Annotated in this window: 18 protein-coding genes and 1 riboswitch; of the genes, 9 read left to right on the forward strand and 9 right to left on the reverse strand. The window is 70.7% G+C overall.

Annotated features, from left to right (window positions below; genetic code table 11):
* Positions 1-41: 41 nt before the first annotated feature.
* Positions 42-935 (forward strand): PfkB family carbohydrate kinase, encoded by an 894-nt coding sequence (locus tag OG214_RS04750; RefSeq protein ID WP_363086132.1) that lies wholly within the window; start codon positions 42-44, stop codon positions 933-935.
* A gap of 102 nt (positions 936-1,037) precedes the next feature.
* Here OG214_RS04750 and OG214_RS04755 read toward each other — a convergent pair whose 3' ends face one another.
* Entirely contained in the window at positions 1,038-2,036 is a 999-nt protein-coding gene (locus OG214_RS04755; RefSeq protein ID WP_405983889.1) for a DUF6745 domain-containing protein, read from the reverse strand.
* A gap of 166 nt (positions 2,037-2,202) precedes the next feature.
* A complete protein-coding gene (locus tag OG214_RS04760) occupies positions 2,203-2,541 on the reverse strand; it encodes a hypothetical protein (RefSeq protein ID WP_363085355.1) in 339 nt (112 codons plus the stop codon).
* Positions 2,542-2,719: 178 nt separating this feature from the next.
* On the opposite strand from OG214_RS04760, the gene OG214_RS04765 reads away from it, so the two are divergent.
* From OG214_RS04765 to OG214_RS04785, 5 genes are read left to right on the forward strand one after another with little or no spacing between them, the layout of a single operon-like run.
* The gene (locus OG214_RS04765) at positions 2,720-3,667 is read left to right on the forward strand and encodes an STM4015 family protein (RefSeq protein WP_405983890.1); all 948 of its coding nucleotides are present in this window, start codon (positions 2,720-2,722) and stop codon (positions 3,665-3,667) included.
* Between the two features lie 4 nt (positions 3,668-3,671).
* Positions 3,672-4,841: an STM4014 family protein gene (locus OG214_RS04770; RefSeq protein WP_405983891.1), complete on the forward strand. Its 1,170-nt coding sequence runs from the start codon at positions 3,672-3,674 to the stop codon at positions 4,839-4,841.
* 17 nt (positions 4,842-4,858) lie between these two features.
* Entirely contained in the window at positions 4,859-5,671 is an 813-nt protein-coding gene (locus OG214_RS04775) for an STM4013/SEN3800 family hydrolase (protein ID WP_405987429.1), read from the forward strand.
* Entirely contained in the window at positions 5,668-7,089 is a 1,422-nt protein-coding gene (locus tag OG214_RS04780; protein WP_405983892.1) for an STM4012 family radical SAM protein, read from the forward strand. Before OG214_RS04775 ends, OG214_RS04780 begins: the two co-directional genes overlap by 4 nt.
* A 5-nt stretch (positions 7,090-7,094) precedes the next feature.
* Complete coding sequence (locus OG214_RS04785) at positions 7,095-8,072, forward strand: STM4011 family radical SAM protein (protein WP_405983893.1); 978 nt, start codon at positions 7,095-7,097, stop codon at positions 8,070-8,072.
* Here the strand turns inward: OG214_RS04785 and OG214_RS04790 are convergent.
* The 3 genes from OG214_RS04790 to OG214_RS04800 all read right to left on the reverse strand — a co-directional run bounded on the left by OG214_RS04790 (position 7,956) and on the right by OG214_RS04800 (position 10,613).
* Complete coding sequence (locus OG214_RS04790) at positions 7,956-8,351, reverse strand: hypothetical protein (RefSeq protein WP_363085350.1); 396 nt, start codon at positions 8,349-8,351, stop codon at positions 7,956-7,958. The two genes, OG214_RS04785 and OG214_RS04790, sit on opposite strands and share 117 nt — an antisense overlap.
* 265 nt (positions 8,352-8,616) lie before the next feature.
* Complete coding sequence (locus OG214_RS04795; protein ID WP_405983894.1) at positions 8,617-9,477, reverse strand: SGNH/GDSL hydrolase family protein; 861 nt, start codon at positions 9,475-9,477, stop codon at positions 8,617-8,619.
* Positions 9,478-9,662: 185 nt separating this feature from the next.
* Complete coding sequence (locus tag OG214_RS04800) at positions 9,663-10,613, reverse strand: peptidoglycan DD-metalloendopeptidase family protein (RefSeq protein ID WP_363086234.1); 951 nt, start codon at positions 10,611-10,613, stop codon at positions 9,663-9,665.
* 4 nt (positions 10,614-10,617) lie between these two features.
* Positions 10,618-10,777, reverse strand: a riboswitch (cyclic di-AMP (ydaO/yuaA leader).
* 437 nt (positions 10,778-11,214) lie between these two features.
* Here OG214_RS04800 and OG214_RS04805 point away from each other — a divergent pair.
* The 3 genes from OG214_RS04805 (at position 11,215) to OG214_RS04815 (ending at position 17,480) form a co-directional block, all read left to right on the forward strand.
* A complete protein-coding gene (locus OG214_RS04805) occupies positions 11,215-12,012 on the forward strand; it encodes a tyrosine-protein phosphatase (protein WP_405983895.1) in 798 nt (265 codons plus the stop codon).
* Between the two features lie 142 nt (positions 12,013-12,154).
* Positions 12,155-16,033, forward strand: a complete 3,879-nt coding sequence (locus OG214_RS04810) for a S8 family peptidase (protein WP_405983896.1) — start codon at positions 12,155-12,157, stop codon at positions 16,031-16,033.
* A gap of 445 nt (positions 16,034-16,478) precedes the next feature.
* Positions 16,479-17,480 carry a helix-turn-helix domain-containing protein gene (locus OG214_RS04815; RefSeq protein WP_363085429.1) on the forward strand — a complete coding sequence of 334 codons (1,002 nt, stop codon included), beginning with the start codon at positions 16,479-16,481 and terminating at the stop codon, positions 17,478-17,480.
* A 36-nt stretch (positions 17,481-17,516) separates the two neighbouring features.
* Here the strand turns inward: OG214_RS04815 and OG214_RS04820 are convergent, their stop codons facing one another.
* The 4 genes from OG214_RS04820 to dxs all read right to left on the reverse strand — a co-directional run bounded on the left by OG214_RS04820 (position 17,517) and on the right by dxs (position 21,922).
* Entirely contained in the window at positions 17,517-17,711 is a 195-nt protein-coding gene (locus OG214_RS04820; protein WP_365906883.1) for a DUF6126 family protein, read from the reverse strand.
* 172 nt (positions 17,712-17,883) lie between these two features.
* Positions 17,884-18,507 (reverse strand): XRE family transcriptional regulator, encoded by a 624-nt coding sequence (locus OG214_RS04825; RefSeq protein ID WP_363085425.1) that lies wholly within the window; start codon positions 18,505-18,507, stop codon positions 17,884-17,886.
* 86 nt (positions 18,508-18,593) lie between these two features.
* Positions 18,594-19,985: an aspartate aminotransferase family protein gene (locus OG214_RS04830; RefSeq protein ID WP_363085426.1), complete on the reverse strand. Its 1,392-nt coding sequence runs from the start codon at positions 19,983-19,985 to the stop codon at positions 18,594-18,596.
* Positions 19,982-21,922, reverse strand: a complete 1,941-nt coding sequence (dxs, locus tag OG214_RS04835) for a 1-deoxy-D-xylulose-5-phosphate synthase (protein ID WP_405983897.1) — start codon at positions 21,920-21,922, stop codon at positions 19,982-19,984. The genes OG214_RS04830 and dxs overlap by 4 nt, the downstream gene beginning before the upstream one ends.

Here is a 21,922-nt window from a genome sequence, read left to right on the forward strand (position 1 = left end):
AGCAGCAGACCGATCCGACCGATCAGCTCGGTCACGATGTGCTGGTCGTCGGGGGAAGTGGGGTGGACACCGTCGTCCGGGTCGACTCGCTGCCGGTTCCGCTGGCCGATTCGGTCGGGGTCGGACCGATCCTCGAATGGCCGGGCCACACCGGCGGCAATGTGGCCCTCGGCTGCCGGGCGCTCGGTCTGGACGTCAAGTTCCTCGACTTCATAGGGGACGACTGGACGGGCGGTCAGGTCCGTGCGCGGCTCGCGGAGGGCGGGGTCGATTTCGAGGCGCTGATCTCCCCGGCCGGCACCCGGCGCGCGGTCAATCTCGTGGAGCGTACGGGCCGCCGGATGTCGTTCTACGACGGCCGGGATCCCGCCGGTCTCCGTATGCCGCGTGACTTCTATCTGCCGCACCTCCGGCGCGCCCGTCATGTCCATCTCGCGATCACCGACTTCGCCCGCTTCCTCTATGACGACATCGAGGCGCTCGGTGTCCCCGTCTCGACCGATCTGCACGACTGGGACGGACTCGCCGACCATCACAGGGAGTTCGCCCTCCGTTCCGATCTGGTCTTCCTGAGCGCGGCCGGAGCCGGGGAGCGGATCGCCTCGCTGATGCGGGAGATCCTGCGCGAGGGCCGGGCCGAGGCAGTGATCGCGACGGCGGGCGCGGGCGGTTCGTATCTGATGACCCGTGAGGGCAGCCGCACCCCCCGGCCCGTCCCGGCGACCCTGCCGCCCGCGCCGGTGGTGGACTCCAACGGTGCGGGTGACGCGTACGTCTGCGGTTTCCTCTACGGCCGGCTGGCCGGGCTGGACCTCGAAGCCTGCGCCCGGCTCGGCGCGGTGGCAGGTGCCTACGCCTGTACGGGCGGGGGCAACGCGGCGCTGATCGGCCCGGACGCGCTCCTCGCCGACCGGCTCCGCCCCGCCACGAACTGAGCGACGCCACTCGGAGACGCGGCTGGAGGACATCGCTGAGAGACACCGTTCAGGGGGACTTCGGAGCTGAGCGGTCCAGGGGCCCGTCCCCGCCCCTGCCGTTCAGGTCTGGCGTATCGGTTCGTACTCCGCCGCTTCGAGCCCGAAGGTCCAGGCGACCCCTTGCTTCGCGGTCCTGGTGGTGGGCGGTACCCGCAGCCAGTACGTTCGGTGCGTGCCGTCCGGCTCCGGCGTGGAGTTGACCACCTCGACCATCGCGACGTCCTCGTCCTGCCGCAGCGAGATCCGCCAGAGCACACCGCTCTCGTCGCGATGGACGGGCTCCGCCCCCGACTCGTTCAGATAGCGGTCGTAGCCGTAGTGCTCCAGCATCACACGGCGCAGCTCGGCATTGGCCTCGTCGCGTATCCGGTCGGGAGTCAGGGACGCCAGCTCGCCGAGGAATGCGGCGGGGACCGGCATCCCGCGCCACGCGTACAGCGCGAAGCCGTCGGGGTAGGCGAGCGCGGGGCCGTCGCCGCGGTCGAGCCGGCCCGCCTCGTCCCGGTGGAGTTCGGAGGGACGCTCGCAGATCACCACGGCGCGTTCGTACGGCCACCACCAGCCCGCGTGCAGCGCCACCTCGGCCAGTCCCGCGAGGCGTTCGCTACGCCCGTCGAAGGCCGCGAGCCAGGCCGCGTCGTGCTGCCCGAGCACCGCGTCGAGCAGCACCGCACGGATCCGGGCCGCCTCGGCGGGCTTCCCCGCGAGCGCCTCCACCACCCCGGTCCTGATCCGGTCGGCGAGCGCCCGGCCGGAGTCCCAGAGCCGGGCGCCGGTGGCGCTCCAGTGCTCGGCCCAGCCGGCCGGTCCCAAGGCGTCATGCACCCTGCGCCGTTCCTCGGCCCAGGGGTAGGTGCGCACCTCGTCGCGCACGGACCGGCCCGCGTCCAGCGCCCGCGCCAGCTCCACCCCTGCCAGTGGCGATCCGGCCCAGATGATCCGCTCCGGCTCCGCCAGCCCCGCCCTGCGGTAGGCGAGCCGCACTCCGCTCTCGGCGGCCGACCGGTCCGACTCGCCCGTCGCCGCCGCGACGGCCCGCCACTTGTCCATGTCGCTCATGTCTGAAGCCCCGTCCCCTGTCATCCCTGTCCAGTGTTCTTCCGTGCCCGTGCCCGTGCCGGTGCCCGAACCCGTGTACGTGCTCGTGCCCGTTGCCATTGGCCCGAGCTCGCGTCCGTCGCCGTCCCGGCGCCGGTCCGCCCGTCCGCCCGTCCGCTCGTCCCGCTCAGTCCGCGACGACCCGCACCGCGCCCGGCAGGTACTCGCGCTGACGCACCACACGGAACCACCCCTTGGGCAGCGGTATCGCCGCGTGTTCCTCGTGCACCACCCGCCCGCCGTCCGGGAGATGGAGATACATCGGCCCGGCCATGTCGGCCGCTTCACGGATCAGCCGGCCCGGTCCGGTGACCGCGTGGGCATGGCCGGTGACCTCGCCGAGCGCCAGGACCAGCCGGCCCCGCGCGTCCCTCGGCTCACCGGACACGCCTGCCGCGTCCACGAGATACGACGGCACCGTCTCCTGTGCGACGGGCACGATGAGCACGTCTCCCTGCCGGTACATGGCTCTCCCCTCCACCGGCGGCGCCGAGTGCGCCGAACCTGTGAAAGACGCTAGACGGGGGGTCTGACAATCCGCCGCGGCGACCGGCCGACCGGCCCCGGGAGGGGTGTTGTCAGTGGTGCTTGGTAGAACTGCTCCACATCAGCCGATCCGCGCCACCGCTGTCTGGAGCATCCCCATGACCATTTCGGGCCACTTGCAGGAGCTGCACGGCCTGCCCGCGTTCGACTTCCCGGCCGCCGACGCGAAGGCGGAGCTCCCGGCTCCCGGTTCCGTGGCCTGGCGGATCTCGGTCGACTCGTACGAGGCCGAGGAGCAGTGGGAGGCGGCGTTCGCCCGCTTCACCGAGGCCGTGGACACCACGCGGGTCGGGGCGTTGATCGTCGGCTCCTGGAGCGATGCCTACGAGTCGGGTCCGGAGCCGGTGATCGAGGCCCTGGTGGCGGCACGGGACCGGCTGCCCGCGCTGCGCGCACTGTTCCTCGCCGATATCGTCGGCGAGGAGTGCGAGATCTCCTGGATCAATCAAGGGCTGGTGACCCCGCTGCTCGACGCCTTCCCCGAACTGGTCGAATTCGGCGTCCGCGGCGGCCAGGAACTGCGCTTCCCCGCCGTCCGGCACGAGCGGCTGCGTTCGCTGACCATCGAGACCGGCGGTCTGAACGCCGGTGTGGTGCGGGGAGTCGGCGCGAGCGAGCTGCCCGCGCTGGAGCATCTCGATCTCTGGCTCGGCGTCAGTGAGTACGGCGCGACGACCGAGGTGGCCGATCTGGCGCCGATCCTGGCCGGTTCGCGCTTCCCCCGGCTGCGCCATCTCGCCGTGCGCAACAGCGAGATCCAGGACGAGATAGCGATCGCGCTGGCCGGCGCCCCGGTCGTCGCCGCTCTGGAGATCCTCGATCTCTCGATGGGCACCCTCGGGGACGTGGGGGCGGAGGCCCTGCTCTCCGGCCAGCCGCTCACCCATCTCAAGAAGCTCGATCTGCACCACAACTACCTGAGCGAGGCGTTGCGCGAGCGCGTTCTCGCCACGCTCGGCGCGGCCGGGGTGGAGGTCGATCTCGAAGAGAGCGGGGACGTGGACGACGACGACGAGGGCTTCCGCTACACCGCCGTCTCGGAGTGATCCGATGCCGCCGTCACCACGTCTCGCGGTCGTCGGGAATCCCGGCAACCGCCGTATAAGCCTGTTCCAGAACGCCGTCCGGGCCGCCGGGCTGCCCGCCGCCCGGGTGGTGCCCTGGCTCGATGTGCTGCGCGGCGGGGCCCGGTTCGAGGCCGGGGAGACCGTACGGATCGACTCCCCCGGCGAGGATCCCGAGGTGGAGCGGCTGCTGCGCGGCACGGACGATCCCACCAGGGTCGAGGGGACCGCCCGCTGGTACGCCGGGTTCACGGCCGCCGCCGTAGAACTGGGCCGGGCCGCCTCCGCCGCCGGGGCCGGTCTGCTCGACGCCCCGGACGAGCTGGCGGTCCTCTTCGACAAGCGCCTCTGCCATGAGGTGCTGGACAAGGCGGGGGTACGGGTTCCGGCCTCGCCCACCTCGGGCCCCGGCGTCCCGGCCGTCTCCGGCTGGGACGACGTACGGTCCCTGATGGCGGCGGCGGGGCTGCGCCGGGCGTTCGTCAAGCTCGCCCACGGGTCGTCGGCGTCCGGGGTGCTCGCCGTCGAGACGGCGGGCCCGGGGCGGGTGCGCGCCACCACCTCCGTCGAGCGGGACAGCGCGGGCCGGCTGTTCAACTCGCTGCGGGTGCGGCGCTATACGACCGAGCGCGAGGTGGCCGCGATCGTGGACACCCTCGCGCCCGACGGGCTGCATATCGAGCAGTGGGTGCCCAAGGCGGTGCAGGACGGCCGGTCGGCCGATCTGCGTGTGGTGGTCGTCGCGGGCCGTGCCACCCACGCGGTCCTGCGTACGAGCACCTCCCCCATGACCAATCTCCATCTCGGCGGGCTCAGAGGGGATCTCGACGCGGCGCGTGCCGCGATCGAGGCGGCTGGCGGAAGCTGGTCCGCGGCACTCACGGTCTGCGAACGGGCCGCGGACTGTTTCCCGGACACCCACTGTGTGGGCGTCGATCTGCTGCCCGCCCGGGGCTGGCGCGGCTTCGCCGTCTGTGAGGTCAACGCCTTCGGCGATCTGCTGCCCGGTCTCACCGGCCTGCCCGGCGGGGGCGCCGAGGGCCTGGACACCTACGCGGCCCAGCTCGCCGCCCTGCCGAAGCGTGCGACACGCCGGACGGACGACCGAGAAGACACCGTGCCGACACCGGAGACGCGCCTGAGATGCCCGCGATGACCATGACGACACCCGATATGAACGAGGTGGTCGGGCGCGACGATCTGCTGCTCGTCACCCTCGACACCCTGCGCTTCGATGTCGCGGAGGAGCTCGCCGCCGCGGGCCGTATCCCCCATCTCGCCCGCCATCTCCCGGGCGGACGCTGGGAGAAGCGGCACGCACCGGGCAGCTTCACCTATGCCTCGCACCAGGCGATCTTCGCCGGTTTTCTGCCCACTCCCGCCGTGCCCGGCTCCCATCCACGGCTGTTCGCCGCCCGCTTCGGGGGCAGTGAGACCACCGCCGACCGGACGTTCGTCTTCGACACCCCCGATCTGGTCTCGGGACTCGCGGCGGCGGGGTACCACACGGTGTGCGTCGGCGGGGTCGGCTTCTTCAACCGGCGGGGCGCGCTCGGCTCCGTGCTGCCCGGACTCTTCCAGGAGAGCCATTGGGAGCCCGAGTTCGGTGTGGCGTCCGCGGCCTCCTTCGAGGCCCAGATCGCCCGCGCGGAGAAGACCGTCGCCGGTCTCGACCGCGACCGGCGGCTCTTCCTCTTCGTCAATGTGGCCGCGCTGCACCAGCCCAACTGGTTCCATCTGCCCGGTGCCACCCGGGAGGCGGGCGACTCACGGGCCACGCACGCCGCCGCTCTCGAATATGTCGACCGGCACATCGGCCGGCTCTTCGCCGCAGCGAGCAGCCGCCGTCGCTGCTTCACGATCGTCTGTTCCGACCATGGCACCACCTATGGCGACGACGGCTGGACCGGACACCGGCTGGGCCATGAGGCCGTCTGGACCGTGCCGTACGCCCATTTCTTCCTGGACCACGGGGGCCCGCGATGAGCACCACCAGCGCCACCACCACGGCCGGCACAGCCGCCCCGGCGAACACGGCCACCACCACCGGCGCCGCCGCACCGCGCCCGTACGAGAGTTACGTCTACGCCTATCCGCACAAGACGGCCTACCGCCCCCTGCCCGGCCGCCCGGCGCTGCGCGAGCTGTGGGCCGGTGAACGCAAGGACGCCCTCTCCCTCTATCTGCACATACCGTTCTGCGAGGTCCGCTGCGGCTTCTGCAATCTCTTCACCCGCATCGGCGCCCCCGACGAGCTCACGACGCGCTATCTCGACGCGCTCGACCGGCAGGCGACCGCCGTACGCGACGCCCTCACCGGGCCGGATCAGGAGGGCACCGACGCGATACGGTTCGCCGCCGCGGCCTTCGGCGGCGGTACGCCCACCTTCCTCGACGCCGGTGAGCTGGAGCGGTTGTGCGACATCGCCGAGCGGCGGATGGGTGCCGATCTGCGGGCCGTCCCGCTCTCCGTGGAGACCTCCCCGGCGACGGCGACCGCCGACCGGCTGGCCGTGCTCGCCGAGCGCGGCGCCACCCGGCTGAGCATCGGCGTCCAGAGCTTCGTCGACGCGGAGGCGAGGGCCGCCGTACGCCCGCAGCGCCGCGCCGATGTCGAGGCCGCTCTCGGCCGTATCCGTGACGCCCGGATCCCGGTCCTCAATATCGATCTGATCTACGGTATCGACGGCCAGACGGAGCGCACCTGGGGCCACTCCCTGGACGCCGCGCTCGCCTGGCGGCCCGAGGAGCTCTATCTCTATCCCCTCTACATACGGCCGCTCACCGGTCTCGGCAGGCTGGGCGCGGGCAGCGACGCCGTCTGGGACGCCCAGCGGCTGCGGCTCTACCGGCAGGGCCGGGACCGGCTTCTCGCCGAGGGGTACGAGCAGGTGTCCATGCGGATGTTCCGCCGCCCCGGCAGCGGCACCGGCGCCCCGTCACAAGGCGCGGACGACTACGCGTGCCAGACCGACGGCATGATCGGGCTCGGCTGCGGAGCCCGCTCGTACACCTCGCGGCTCCACTACTCCTTCGACTACGCGGTCGACATGCGCGAGATACGGACCATCATCGACACCTACACGGCCACGGAGGACTTCTCCCGCGCGGAGGTCGGCCGCCGGGTCGACGAGGACGAGGCACGCCGCCGCCATCTTCTCCAGTCTCTCCTCCAGGCCCAGGGCATGGAGGTGGTCGGCTACCGCGAGCGGTTCGGCTCGGTACCGGCCGAGGACTTCCCGGCCGAGCTGGACCGGTTCGCGGAGCTCGGCTGGCTGGACACGGGCACGGACCCCGGGCTGCTGCGTCTCTCGCCCGAGGGGCTCGCGTACTCGGACGCGCTGGGTCCGGCGCTCTTCTCCCCCGCCGTACGGGCCGCGATGGCCGCCTACGAGGTGAAGTGAGCCCCGTGGACCTGACGATCCTCTACCGCGGTCCGCTCGCCTCCTGCGACTACGACTGTCCGTACTGCCCCTTCGCCAAGCGGCGCGACAGCCGTGAGCAGCTCCGCGCCGACAGGGACGCGCTGGAGCGGTTCGCGGCCTGGGTGTCGGAGCGGCGGGACGACCGGCTGTCGGTGCTGTTCACGCCCTGGGGCGAAGGACTGGTCCGGTCCTGGTACCGGCGGACCCTCAGCGAGCTCTCGCACCTGCCGCATGTCCGGCGGGTGGCCATCCAGACGAATCTGAGCTGCCGTACCGACTGGCTGGCCGGCGCCGACCCGGAGAAACTGGCGCTGTGGTGCACCTACCACCCGGGGCAGACGCCGTACGACCGGTTCCTCGCCAAGTGCCATGACCTCGCGGACCGCTCCGTCCGCTTCAGTGTGGGCGTCGTCGGTCTCGACGAACACCTTGAGCACGCGCGCAGGCTGCGCGCCGAACTGCCCGCGCACATCTATCTCTGGATCAACGCGGCCGAGGGGCACAGCTACACGGACGAGGAGGCCGCCCGCTGGACGGAGCTCGATCCCCTCTTCCCGTACAGCCGCAGGCCCCACAGCTCGGCCGGGCTGCCCTGCCGGACCGGTGAGTCGGTGATCTCGGTGGACGGCGAGGGGACCGTACGGCGCTGCCACTTCGTCCGCGCCGAGCTGGGCAATCTCTACGACGGTTCGTACCGGAAGGCGCTCGCTCCCCGGGCGTGTCCACTGGCGGTGTGCGACTGCCATATCGGCTATGTGCATCTGGAGACGCTGCCGCTGTACGACATCTTCGCGGGCGGGGTGCTGGAGCGGATCCCGCAGGTCCGGGATCCGCTCCCGGACGGATCAGTTCGGCGGGCTGCCCAGGGGAACCTGGGTGGTGTTCCGGTCATCGTTCAGCTCGATGTTCTCGGCGCTGACCGACAGATGCGTCGTGTCGGAGAACCGCAGCCGGAGCCGTAGATCGAACCGCCAGGTGTCGTCCCCGTTCGGATGGATGGTGACCGTCGCGGTCCCGTTGGACAGCCCCTCCTTCGTGGTCTCCGTCAGCACATCGAGAGGGTAGGGACCGGCCGTCGTCCCGTCCTTGAACTCGCCGAACGGCACGGAGATGGAGGCGGCCTCCACACCGTCCGGTGTCCTGACCGAGATATTGATCCCGGTGTCGTAGTCGCGGTCCTCATTGGCGGTGACAAAGGTGACCGCCCCCGCCGCGAGAGTCGCACTGCCGTTTTCCGCCATCGGAGCCCCCTGAACCCACAGCGCCGTGATACGGGCCTTCCCTCGGCCGGCGCCGCACCGGAGGACCCCTTCGGCCCGGTTATCGCCCCGGCCGGGACTGGCCATGCGCGGGCGTTCCGTGGTCCATTCGGATGAGTGAAATTCCCGTTCGGAGCGCCGGGCGCCGGAGGGGCGGCCGGCCTCGGCGGCGGCCGACCTCGGCGGCGGCTGACCCCGGCGGCGGCCGGCCGGACAGCCGGACCGGCACCCCGGGCCGGCCCCGCCGTCAGCGGTTCAGGGGCAGCAGGTCGGGACGCTTCGCCTCGACATGGTCCCCGGAGGATTCCCCGCGCAGCCGGCGCCCGATCCACGGCACCAGATACTCCCGCGCCCAGTTGATGTCGTCGCGCCGTACCTCGAAGGTGCCGCGCGGCGGCTGCGGCGGCCATGTCTGGTCCGGGTCGGCGGGCACGGCGAACCCGAGCACCTGCGCCGCACGCAGCGCGACACGGGTGTGGCCCTCGGGGGAGAGATGCAGCCGGTCGCCGTCCCAGGCCCGCCTGTCCTGCACGGACTTGAGGGACCAGAGATCGAGCACCGGGCAGTCGTAGCGGTCGGCGATGGCCCGTACATGGGCGGTGTAGGTCGCGATCTTGCCGCGAAGATGACGGAGCACGGGCACGCCCCGGGTGTCGAAGCCCGTGGTCACCATGACCGTGCCGACCGCCCCGGTCAGATCGGCGACGGCCCGCTCGAAGCGCTCGGCGACATCGTCGGGGTCGGTGCCGGGCCGGATGATGTCATTGCCGCCCGCGCAGAAGGTCACCAGATCGGGGGCGAGTTCCTTGGCCCGGGGTATCTGCTCGCTGACGATCTGGTCGAGGAGCCGGCCGCGTACGGCGAGATTCGCGTAGCGGAAATCTCCGTGCACGGTGTCCGCGGGACCGGGCGGGAGGGCCGCCTCGCCGGTCACCGGATCGGTGAGCCGGTCAGCCAGTTGATCGGCGAGCAGAACCGCGAGCCGGTCCGCCCAGCCGACATACCGTCCATCGGGTCCGGGATCGCCCACGCCCTCCGTGAAGCTGTCACCGATCGCCGTGTACGACCCGAATACGCCTCTTCTTCTTGATCTCGAATCGTCTGCCACAACACCACATCTTTCACCCGCAGATGTGACCTACGCGACCGTAAGAAACGGTTGACGAGGGGTGAGATACACCATTGGTCAATTTTCGGCCAAGCGGGAATATGCCCAACGCTCTCCGTCCGGCACGGAACTGCCGGACGGAGAGCGGAGAAAGGACGTTGCCATGCCTCGAACGGGGCCGTGTCTCAGATGTTGACACCCTGATCGCGGAGATACGCCAGCGGGTCGATGTCCGAGCCGTAGTCCGGTCCGGTACGGATCTCGAAGTGCAGGTGCGGACCCGTGACATTGCCGGTGGCGCCGGAGAGACCGATCTGCTGGCCCTCGCTGACGGTGTCGCCCTCGGAGACGGATATGGAGGAGAGATGGGCGTACTGCGAGTAGCGGCCGTCACTGTGCTCGATGACGATCTGGTTGCCGTACGAGCCGCCCCAGCCCGCCGCCACGACCGTGCCCGCGCCGACCGCCTTCACCTCGGTGCCCGTGTCGACCAGGAAGTCCACACCGGTGTGGTAGCCGCTGGCCCAACTGCTGCCCGAGGCGTGGTACGGAGTGCCGATCTGCGGATCGTCGACCGGCGTGGTGAAGCCGGAGTCGCTGCTCTGCTCCGGCGTGTCGGCGGGCGCGGGCGTCGACGCCCCGTTGTCGTCGGCCGGTGTGGCGGTCGACGGGTCCGAGGAACCGCCGTCGGAGGAGTGGGACGGCTCGGCCGGCTTCGCGGGACGGGTGTGCTCCCCGCCCCTCGTCTTGATGGTCAGCTTGAGCCCGGGGTGGATCAGCGACGGGTCGGATCCGACGGCCTTGCGGTTGTCCGCGTACAGCTTGTGCCAGCCGCCCCGGACATGCTGCTCCTTGGCGATCTTCGACAGGGAGTCGCCCGGGACCACGGAGTAGATCCGGGTCTTGGCGGCACTCTTCTTGGCGGTGGCCTTCTTCGCGCCGGCCTGCTCCCCGCCGAGCTGTTGCTGGGAGACGGCCTCGGGCGCGCTGGCGGGTGCGGCCTTCTGCGCGGCGTGCGCGCCGGTGGCACCGATGAGCGGAAGTGCGATGGCGGCTCCACCGGTACCGGCGGCTATGAATCCGCGCGATACCGGGTTGTTGGCCTTGTGACGGCGGTGCTTACCCTTCGCGGGCATGGCGAATTCCTCTCCGGCGCCTGCGAGGTGAGCTGTCGGGTTCGGACTGGAGATGCCCGGTCGCACTTACCGCGCGACTTCACCCCAAGCCGTTCCGGAGTTCCGGATCGGCGTACTACCTGGGTCCCCCGCTCCTGCCACGCATTGCTTGACGATAAGAATTCCGGACGGCGGCAGGATTCGGCGGTCCGACCGGATTGAGGGTGAACGTAGGCGAGTGGGGCGAGTGGAACAAGGGATGCTTTTCCACCGACAAGTCGCACTCGCATTTAACCCGGTTTTACCGGTCACCCTGTGTCGACAACGATCTCCGAACTCCGCGTCGGACAAGGAATTCGAATACATGGCACCGCCACGGAACGTCACGGATATGATCCTGGTCACGGACCGGAACCCATCTCCACCGCGACCGGGGCAGGGTGTAAGGAATCACCCAATACGGACAGATGGGCATTTGGGCGATATCCATCCGCGAATAATGTCCGAATGCTCCCACTGGATTCCCGACAGTCGAACTGATTGCCACACGAACAGATGTCGTACTGTCAGAGGTCGACAGCGTCGGCGAGCCGCGCCGACGGCAGACACGGAGGAGCAGGCCGTGACGCAGCAGGTCCCGTCGACAGAGCCCGAGCTGGCCGGCGTGCGCAACTTCCGCGATGTCGGAGGACTGCCCACCACGGACGGCAGGCAGGTCCGTCCGGGCCGGCTCTTCCGCAGCGGCCATCTCGCCGGCGCCACCGCGGCCGACGCGGCCTTTCTCTCGTCCCTCGGACTTCACACGATCTTCGACTTCCGCAATGCGGCCGATCTGAAGCTCGACGGCGCGGACGTGGAACTGCCCGGCGTGCGCAATGTGAACATTCCGCTCACCGACCCCGCCGACGGCGCCGAGTTCTGGCGGATGGTCAGGGACGGCGATCTGGACCAGCTCCGCTCGCTCCTCGCGGACGGCAGGGCCGCGGCCCGGATGACCGGCTCGTACCGCTCGATCATCAAGGAGCGCACCGCCGAGCACAGCCGTGTCCTGCACGCCCTCGCCGAGGACAGCGTGCCGGCGCTCATGCACTGCGCCGCGGGCAAGGACCGGGCCGGTCTCTCGATCGCGGTGGCCCTGCTCGCGGTCGGGGTGGAGCCCGAGGCGATCGAAGCCGACTATCTGAAGTCGAACGACCCGCACCGCCGTTATCCGGTCCGGCGCAGCGACAATTCGCCCACCGGGACGCCCACCGAGGTGATGGACCTGCTCAGCCCGCTCTTCGACGCGCGCGCCGAGTATCTCGCGGCGGCCTTCGAGACCATCGAGAAGACCTGGGGCAGCACCGACACCTATCTGGCCGAGGGGCTGAGACTGGCCCCCGAAACCCGTGAACGGCTCCGCGCCCGCCTCCTCGACTAGGCCCTGTCCGGTCAATCGCGCCGGTGTCGTGGTTGGGACATGTCCCAACCACGACACCCCTGAAGCAGTGACAGCCCCTCCGGCGCTACCAGATTCTGTCCAACAGCGCGTGACAGCGCAGTTGAACGAAGGGGCTGGACAGATGAGACGTATCCGCCTGACGGCGGCGGTATCCATGGCCTTGCTGATGACCGTGGGTGCCGTGGCGCCGGTCGCGGCCCGGCCCTCCGCCCGGGACGCGGCGACCGACGGGCCCGCCGCCACCGGCGCCACCGCGGTGGGCACCCCCACGACGGTGCGGCTGATCACCGGTGACCGGGTGACGCTCAGCACGGGCCCGGACGGAAAGCACGCGGCCTCGGTCCGGCCCGGCCCCGGCCGTGACGGCATCCTCTTCCGGACCGCCGAGCAGGACGGCCGGCTGTCCGTCCTGCCGTCCGACGCGGCGGACCTGGTCTCCGCGGGAACGCTGGACCGGGAACTGTTCGATGTGACCGCACTCGTCTCACAGGGGTACGACGAGGCGCACACCGACTCGCTCCCGCTGATCGTGGCCCAGCCCGCCGGCACGTCCGCCGGGGCACGGGCCACCGAGACCCTGCGTACCCTGTCCGGGTTCCAGGAGGACTCCGCACCCTCGCACCGGTTGGAGAGCATCGGAGCCCGCTCGCTGCGGATAGCCGGGGACGATCTCGGCGCGTTCTGGCGCACACTCGCCCCCGCCGGGGACACGATGACCGCCAGTGGGCTCCGGGCCACCCCCAAGATCTGGCTGGACGGCAAGGTGAACGCCACCCTGGACCGCAGCACGGCCCAGATCAACGCCCCCGCCGCCTGGGACGCCGGCTACCAGGGCCAGGGGGTCAAGGTCGCCGTCCTCGACACCGGCGCGGACGCGGCACACCCCGATCTGGCGGGCCGGATCGTCGAGGCCAGGGACTTCTCCGGCAGCGGCGGCACCGAGGACGTCTTCGGCCACGGCACACATGTCGCGTCCACCGTCGGCGGCAGCGGCGCCGCGTCCGGCGGCAGCCGCAAGGGTGTCGCCCCGCGGTCCGGACTGCTGATCGGCAAGGTCCTCGGCAACGACGGCTACGGCACCGAGTCCCAGGTCATCGAGGGCATGGAGTGGGCCGCGGCCGAGGGCGCCAAGGTCATCAACATGAGTCTGGGCTCCGACGCCCCGACCGACGGCACCGACCCGATGAGCCGCGCGCTGGACGAACTCACCGCGAGCAGCGGCGCCCTGTTCGTCGTGGCTGCGGGCAACAGCGGGGAGATGGGTGACCGGACGGTCGGCTCACCCGGCGCGGCCGACGCCGCGCTCACGGTCGGCGCCGTGGACCGTGACGACTCGCTCGCCCCGTTCTCCAGCCGCGGGCCCCGTCTCGGCGACGGCGCGGTGAAGCCCGATGTCACCGCGCCCGGTGTCGGTATCGTGGCCGCCCGCGCCGCGGGGACCACCATGGGAGACCCCGTCGACCCGTACTACGTCGCGGCGTCCGGCACCTCCATGGCCACACCGCATGTGACCGGTGCCGCGGCCCTGCTCGCCCAGGAGCACCCGGACTGGCGCGCCGACCGTCTCAAGGACGCTCTGGTCAGCACCGCCCGTACGGTGCCCGGCCAGCAGCCGCCGCAGCAGGGCGGCGGCCGGATCGATCTCGCGGCAGCCGCGCTCGGCCCCCTCACCGCCACCGGCACCGTCGCGCTGGGCCCGTTCCAGGCGGGCACGACCGCCGCGAAGGCCCAGACAGACGGCTCCGGGACCGCCACCGTCCGCTACACCAACACCTCCGCCACCGGGCTCTCGCTCCGGCTGACGGCCCAACTCGCCACCACCGGCGGGCGCGCGCTGCGGAGCGGCGCGCTCCGGCTCGGCACGGACACGGTGGACATCGCCCCCGGCGCCACCGTCGAGGTCCCGCTGACCGCCGACCCGTCGCGGGCCGAACGCGGCGACTACTACGGCTATGTCAACGCCACTTCCTCCGACGGCAAGACGGCCGTGCACACCACCGTCAGCTTTGTCGTCGACGGCCCGGTGCACCGGCTCACCGTCGACACGGTCGACCTCCACGGCGATCGTATCGAGGCGCTTCCCACGATCTGGGGCCCGGACGGATTCGTCGACTACACCAGTCTCTCCCCGGCCATCGCCGAGGTGGAGGAGGGTACGTACCAGCTCAGCCACGCGTCGATCGGCGAGGCCGAGGACGGACAGGAACTGCGCCAGGTCGTGCTGCCCGAGGTGAAGGTCACCAAGGACACGTCCGTCACCCTGGACGAGCGCCGGACCACCCCGGTGGAGATCCGTACCCCGCGCCCCGCCGAACAGCGCGGCATCGTCAGCTACCAGACCTACCGCGAGATCGACGGACACAGTCTCACCCAGGGCGTGATGTTCTTCGACATCGCCAAGCGTGTCTATGTCAGTCCCACCGCGCCCGTCACCGAGGGCACCTTCGAATTCGCCTCTCGCTGGCAGCTCGTGGCCCCGCTGATCGAGACCGAAGTGTCCGGTACGAGGACCGATCTCGACCCCTACTACATGCCGAACTCCCCGCTCTTCAGCGACAAGGGCGTACGGCTGGCCGCGGTGGACGCCGGTACGGTCACCACGCCCGATCTCCGTCCCGCCCGGGTGCGCGGCAAGCTCGCCGTCGTCCGTGACGACGGCGGCGACGAGTGGGACCTCGCGCGGGCGGCGGCGAAGGCCGGTGCCAAGGGCCTGCTCGTGGTCTTCCCCTCCGCATACCCGTGGACCCGGTGGAATCCGGAGGGCGACCGCTACGCCGTGCCGGTGGTCCGGATCAGCGAGAGCGGAGGCACCGCGCTGCTGACCGCCGCCAAGCGGCACACCGTCACGGTCGGGATCTCCGGCACCTCCCGGAGCCCCTATCTCTACGATGTGATGCAGGTGTCGTCGGGGCGGATCCCGCAGCAGGTGGTGCACACCGTCTCGGACCGCGACAGCGCCCAGGTACGCACCACCTACGCCGACACCGGCGGAACGCCGTGGGCGAGCGAGCAGCGGTTCGGCTGGCGCCCGTACCAGTCCACCGCCTGGAACCAGTACACACGCCATGTGCCGACGGGCCATGAACGCACCGAGTACGTCAGCTCCGGGGACACCCTCTGGCAGCATGTCGTCAACCACACGACCACCTTCGACGTCGACGCGCCGCTGCAGGCCGGCCTGAAGGACGCGCCGCGCACCTACCGGGCGGGCGAGCGTACGGACGAGCGCTGGTTCGGTGCCGTGGTACGGCCCGCCGCTCCGGTGGGCGCCGGGCTGGTCTCCACCCGCTCCGGCGATGTACTGGCCCTGCGGATCCCGGAGTTCACCGACTCCACACCGGGCCACTGGTCACGCACCGTCACCAGCGGAGGCGGCATCGGCACCTCCGGCGCGGGAGCGAAGGCCGGTACGGAGGCGAAGGCGGGCGCGGGGACCCGGGCCGAAGCCGTCGAGGGCGACACGAGTTCGGCCACGCTGTACCGCGACGGTACGAAGGTGAGCGAGACCGACGGCGCCTGGGGCGACATCGAAGTCGCCCCTGGGAAGGGGAACTTCAGGCTCGACCTGTCGACCGCGCGTGTCTCCGACGAGTGGGCGTTCGGCACCCGGACCACCACCTCGTGGTCCTTCCGCTCGGAGACCACCGCCGAGCGCAAGCCCCTGCCGCTTCTGCAACTCGACTACGACGTGCGCGCCGACGCGCGGAACACGGTCGCCGGCGGGCGCTCCCACGACATCGGTCTCACGGTCCGCTCCCAGGACGGTCTGCCCGCGCCGAGCGGACTCACCGTACGGGTCGACGCCTCCTACGACGACGGAAGGACCTGGCAGGAGGCGGCCCGGGTCGGCAAGCGCGGGCAGAACGGCTTCGCCGTCACCCTCGACCGGCCTGCCCGGCAGCGGGGCGACGCCTATGTGACCCTGCGGGTCACCGCGACCGACAGGAACGGCAGCGGTATCCGGCAGACCGTCGAACGCGCCTACCTCGTACGCGGATAGGCGGATAAGCGGACACGCGGACAGGACAGACGGCACACCCCGGCTCCGACAGCCGGTACGCCGGTCCTGACGGGCCGGTCCTGACGGGCCGGTACGGAAACGAGGGGCGGCGGGTGCGCGGGCGTAGGACCAGCCCGCGCACCCGCCGCCCCGTATTCCGTGTCCGCCGCCCCCTATCCCGTGCCCGCGGCCCCTTACCCCGTACCCGTACCCCCTCTCCCGTTCGACCAGGGCGTATAGTGCGCTGTCGCATCGGCCCCGCTTCGCGCGAGGCCCGGTGCGCGGATTCTCCGGTACGCCCGCCCGTCGCCCCGCACGCCGACGGCAGGTGGCGGACACCCGTGCGACGGCGCGCGGGCACTCCGTCCGGAGGACCTGACCGTACGGACGCGGCGGCGCGCGGACCCCCGGAAGGACGGGGCCGTCCGTGGAGAAGGGGAGCACCATGCTGGAGCCGGCGGGCCTCACCCCGGCGGAGGAGACCGTCTACCGACTGCTCGTGACCGTGACCGCGGCCTCGGCGGACGAGATCGCCGACCACTGCGGTCTGCCTCCGGGGGACACCGAACGCGTCCTGGCGGCCCTCACCGCCAAGGGCCTGGCCAGCGCGACGGACCGGGCGCCGCGGAGCTTCGCCGCCACTCCCCCGGATGTCGCCCTGCTGCCGCATCTCCAGCGCAACTCCGACGCCCTGGACAAGGCGCGCACCGCCGTCACCGATCTGCTGGAGACCTATCGGCGCACCAGACGCCGCCAGGACCCCGACCAGCTCATCGAGGTCATCACCGGCGCCGAGGCCCTGCGCCAGCACCTTCGCCAGATCCAGGACAACACCCGCCACGAGATGCTGTGGTTCTGCAAGGCGCAGTACGTGGCGATGCCTTCGGGCAGCAATCGCGCGGAGTTCGACGCCCTCGCCCGGGGGGTGCGCTACCGGGTCCTGTACGAGAGCGCGTTCTTCGACGATCCCGGGGCCGTCGACAATGTGGTGGAGGGCGTGCGCGCGGGGGAGATCGCACGGGCCGTGCCGCATCTGCCGCTGCGACTGGCCGTCGCCGATCGCGCCATCGCCATCTGCCCCCTGGTGCCGGGCGGCCCTTCCGGCAGTTCCGCGGAGCCCACCACGGCGCTGGTGCGCGGCAGCAGTCTGCTGGAAGCACTGGTCGCTCTGTTCGAGCGGTACTGGGAGGACGCGGTACCGCTGGACGTCAGCGCGTCGGGAACGGTCAGCGGCACGGACGGGACCGCACCCGGCCATGTGCTCTCGGCGACGGACAGACAGTTGCTGTCGCTGATGGTGGCGGGCGTCGCGGACAAGGCCATAGCCAGCCAGATGGGGCTGAGCAGACGTACCGTACAGCGGCATATCCAGGGGATGATGACGCTCGCCGGGGCGACGACACGCATGCAGTTGGCGTGGCAGGCGGCCCGCCGCGGCTGGATGTAGCCCGCGTCCGGCCGTAGGCCCCCGCCGCCCTCCGGCCTACTGCTGTCCTCCGAGCTGGAAGAGCAGATAGAGGAAGCCCGCGAAGAGGTGCCCCGCCACCAGATAGGCGAAGAGCCGGATGACCAGCCCCCGGGGGAACTTTGTCTCATGGTCGGCGGCGCGCTCCGGCGGCCGGTCCTCCGGTCCCGCCGGGACCTGTATCCGGCGCTCGGACTCCGACGGCTCCGACATGGCGAAGGTCCTCTCTGCAAGGTTCGGTTGTACCGGGTTCGGTTCTACGGATTTCGGTTCTGCGGATTTCGGTTCTGCGGATTTCGGTTCTGCGGATTTCGGTTCTGCGGATTTCGGTTCTGCGGGGCCCGGTTCTACGGGGCTCTGTGGTCGCACGGCCGGCTCTTACGGATCAGTCGCGATGAGCCCCGCCGCCGAGGCACAGCTCGGTGGCGGGGCTCTGGAGCAGGGTGTGGACGAAGAGCAGTTCGGTCCCCTCGGGTCCCGCCGCCGCGATCCGGTGCGGGGTGAGCGAGTCGAAGTGCGCGCTGTCACCGGGGTCCAGTACATACACGGCTTCCCCCAGACTCAGCCGCAGCCGGCCTTCCAGCACGTAGAGCCACTCCTCCCCCGTGTGGACCCGGACGAGGTCGCCCTGTGCCCCGTACGGCACCCGGACCCGCAGCGGCTGCATGGCCCGGCCCGAGCCGCCCGCCTGGTGGTATGTCCAGCCGCCGGCCTCGACCGGCTCCGCGCGGCCGGCCCGGGTGATGGGGTCGCGCTCCGGCGGTACCTCCCCGAGCAGATCGGAGACGGTCGTACCGTAGATACGGGCCAGGCCGAGCAGCATGGGCAGAGAGGGCTGACGCTGCCCCGTCTCCAGCCTGGAAAGATGGGCGGGTGAGAGCCCGGCCCGCTGGGCCGCGGCCTCCAGGGTGAGCCGTCGGCCGCGCCGCAGCTCACGCAGGCGCGGCGCCACATCGGGGAATCCGTCGGGCAGCGCGTCGGCCGCCTCTCCGGCAGGAGGTGTGCTCATGCCTCCATTGCGCCAGGAACTTTCCTCTGGGGCAAATTTCTTGCCCCGGAGGCAAAGCGAATCCCGGAAAACCCATCCGGAAGAACTCAGCGGTTGGCGACGGCCTGCTTCACCAGCGTTCTGCCGAAGTCCCACATCAGTCCGCCGCCGCCATGGGCGTCGTCCATGACCGCCGTGAAGGCCTCCACGAACCGTTCGACCTCACGCTCGCCGATGGTCAGCGGCGGAATCAGCTTGATCACTTCGAGATGGTCACCGGAGACCTGGGTGAGAATGCGGTGCTTCTGGAGCAGCGGTACGACCACCATCTGCGCGAACAGCCCCTTGCGGGCCGCTTGGAGCATCGTCCACCGGCCGCGCAGCTTGATCGAGTTGGGCCGGCCGAACTCGATGCCGATCATCAGGCCCCGGCCCCGTACCTCGTGGAGCAGCTCATAGCGGTCGACCAGCGCGGCCAGCCGTGATCTGAGCAGATCCCCGGTCACCCGCGCGTTGGCGACGATCCCCTCGTCCTCCATCACCGACAGCACGGCCAGACCGGCGGCCATGGCCTGGGCGTTGGAGCCGAAGCTCGCCGAGTGGACCAGCACCCGGTCCATCGAGGAGTAGACCTTCTTGAAGATCCAGTCCTTGCCGAGGGTGGCGCCGACGGGTACGTAGCCGCCGGAGAGCGCCTTCGCCACACAGACGAGATCCGGCTCGACACCCTCCTCGTGCTGGTACGCGTAGAAGTCGCCGGTCCTGCCGAGTCCGGTCTGCACCTCGTCGGCGATCAGGAGCGCCTTGTGCCGGCGCAGCGACTCCTGCGCGGCGCGCAGAAAGCCGGGCGGCGCCGCGTGCACCCCCTTGCCCTGGATCGGCTCTACCACGAAGCCGGCCACGTCTCCGCGGCTCAGCTCCCTCTCCAGCGCGTCGAGGTCGCCCAGCGGAATCGCGGTGTCGGGCAGCAGCGGCGCGAATCCGTCCCGGAAGCCGTCCTCCCCGTTGACCGACAGCGAACCGGTGGTCAGTCCGTGGAAGGCGTGCGAGCAGTAGAGGATCCGGGGCTTCCCGGTCACGTACCGGGCGAACTTCAGGGCCGTCTCGACCGCTTCCGTACCGCTGTTGCCGAAGAACACCCGGTCCAGGTGCGGGCTGTGGGCGAGCAGCTTCTCGGCGAGCAGTCCGGGCAGCGGCTGGCAGTCGAACCGGGTGAGATCGGCGAGCGAGGCGTCGAGGACATCGTGCAGCGCCTTGCGTACGACGGGATGGTGCCGGCCGAGCCCCATCACCCCGAAGCCCGCGAGCATGTCCAGATAGTCGTTGCCGTCCTCGTCCCAGAAGTAGGCGCCCTCGGCCCGCTCGTACACCCGGTCGAAGCCGATCGTGTGCAGCATGCGCGGGAGCTGGTGGTTGAGGTACTTGGTGTGCAGCTCGTAGCGCTCGGCGCCGCGCTCGGCGAGCAGCCGCGGCAGGTCGAAGCCCTTGGGCTCGGTCATTCCTTGCTCTCCTTGCGTGCGCGGACGGATCCCGCGCCCTCGTGCGCGGCTCCCACGCCCTGCCGTGGCAGTACGGGGGCGAGGGCGGCGCTGATCCGTCCCGCGATCTCCACCGGTGTCAGGCCGATATCGGCGAGCACTTCACTCCGTTTGGCGTGGGCCAGGAACTGTTCGGGGATGCCGTAGGTCCGCAGGGGTACGTCCACGCCCGCGTCCCGCAGGGCCTGGCCGACGGCGGAACCCACCCCGCCGCTGCGGCTGTTGTCCTCGACCACCGCGACGAGCTTGTACCGCTCCGCCAGCGGCGCGAGCTGTTCGTCGACGGGTTTGACCCAGCGCGGGTCGACCACGGTGCAGTCGATACCGCGCCCGGCGAGCAGCTCCGCCGTCCGGAGACAGACGGACGCGAGCGCGCCCACGGACACCAGCAGTACGTCGGTGTCCTCCGCGCGGCGCAGCACGTCCATCCCGCCGAGACGTCCGACGGCGGGAACGGCCGCGCCCGCGGACTCCTTGGGAAAGCGCACCACGGTCGGCGCGTCGTCCACGTCGACGGCCTCACGGAGCTGCGCCCGGAGCTGCTCGGCATCGCGCGGCGCCGCGATCCGCAGTCCGGGCACGCACTGGAGGACGGACATGTCCCACATCCCGTTGTGGGAGGGGCCGTCGGCTCCGGTCACCCCGGCCCGGTCGAGTACGAAGGTGACTCCGCACCGGTGCAGTGCGACATCCATCAGCAACTGGTCGAAGGCGCGGTTGAGGAAGGTGGCGTAGACGGCGACGACCGGATGCAGCCCGCCGGTGGCGAGCCCGGCCGCGGAGACCGCGGCGTGCTGTTCGGCGATGCCCACGTCCCAGACCCGGTCGGGGAAGCGCTCGGCGAACTTCGTGAGCCCGACCGGGTGCAGCATGGCCGCGGTGACGGCGACGACATCCGGCCGTTCCTCCCCGATCGCGGCGATCTCGTCGCGGAACACCGAGGTCCAGGACGGTCCACCGGACGGTACGAGCGGCTCGCAGGTCCGCGGGTCCATCGCGCCGACCGTGTGGAAGTGGTCGGCCTCGTCCTGGAGCGCGGGCGGATAGCCGCGGCCCTTCTCCGTCAGACAGTGCACCAGTACGGGGCCGTGGAAGCGCTTCGCCCGGCTGAGGGCCGACTCCACGGCGGCGATGTCGTGTCCGTCTATCGGGCCGACGTATTTCAGCCCGAGGTCCTCGAACATGCCCTGCGGGGCGAAGGCGTCCTTGAACCCCTTCTTCGCACCGTGCAGCGACTCGTAGAGCGGCCGGCCCACGACAGGAGTGTTCTGGAGCACGTCCTTGCCCCAGGCCAGGAACTTCTCGTAGCCGTCGGTGGTACGGAGCGTGGCGAGATGGTTGGCGAGGCCGCCGATGGTCGGGCCGTAGGAGCGTTCGTTGTCGTTGACCACGATGATCAGCGGACGGTCCTTGGCCGCGGCGATGTTGTTGAGCGCCTCCCAGGCCATTCCACCGGTGAGGGCGCCGTCGCCGATGACCGCGACGACATGTTCGTCCCGGCCCAGTACGTCACGGGCCTTGGCCAGTCCGTCGGCCCAGCCGAGCACGGTGGAGGCATGGGAATTCTCGATGACGTCGTGCTCGGACTCCTCACGGGAGGGATAGCCGGAAAGGCCGCCCTTTCCCCGCAGTTTGGAGAAATCCTTTCTGCCGGTGAGGAGTTTATGGACATAGCTCTGATGTCCGGTGTCCCACAGAATACGGTCGACGGGTGACTCGAAGACCCGGTGCAGGGCGATGGTCAGCTCCACCACCCCGAGATTGGGCCCGAGATGACCACCGGTTCTGGCCACCGCCTCGACCAGGAATTCTCTGATGTCCTGTGCGAGTTCGTCGAGTTCGCTTGTCGTCAGCGCCTTGAGGTCGCGCGGCCCCCGGATGTTGTCCAGGACTGACAT

Origin of the sequence: Streptomyces sp. NBC_00872 (assembly GCF_045161915.1) — a bacterium.
GTDB lineage: Bacteria > Actinomycetota > Actinomycetes > Streptomycetales > Streptomycetaceae > Streptomyces.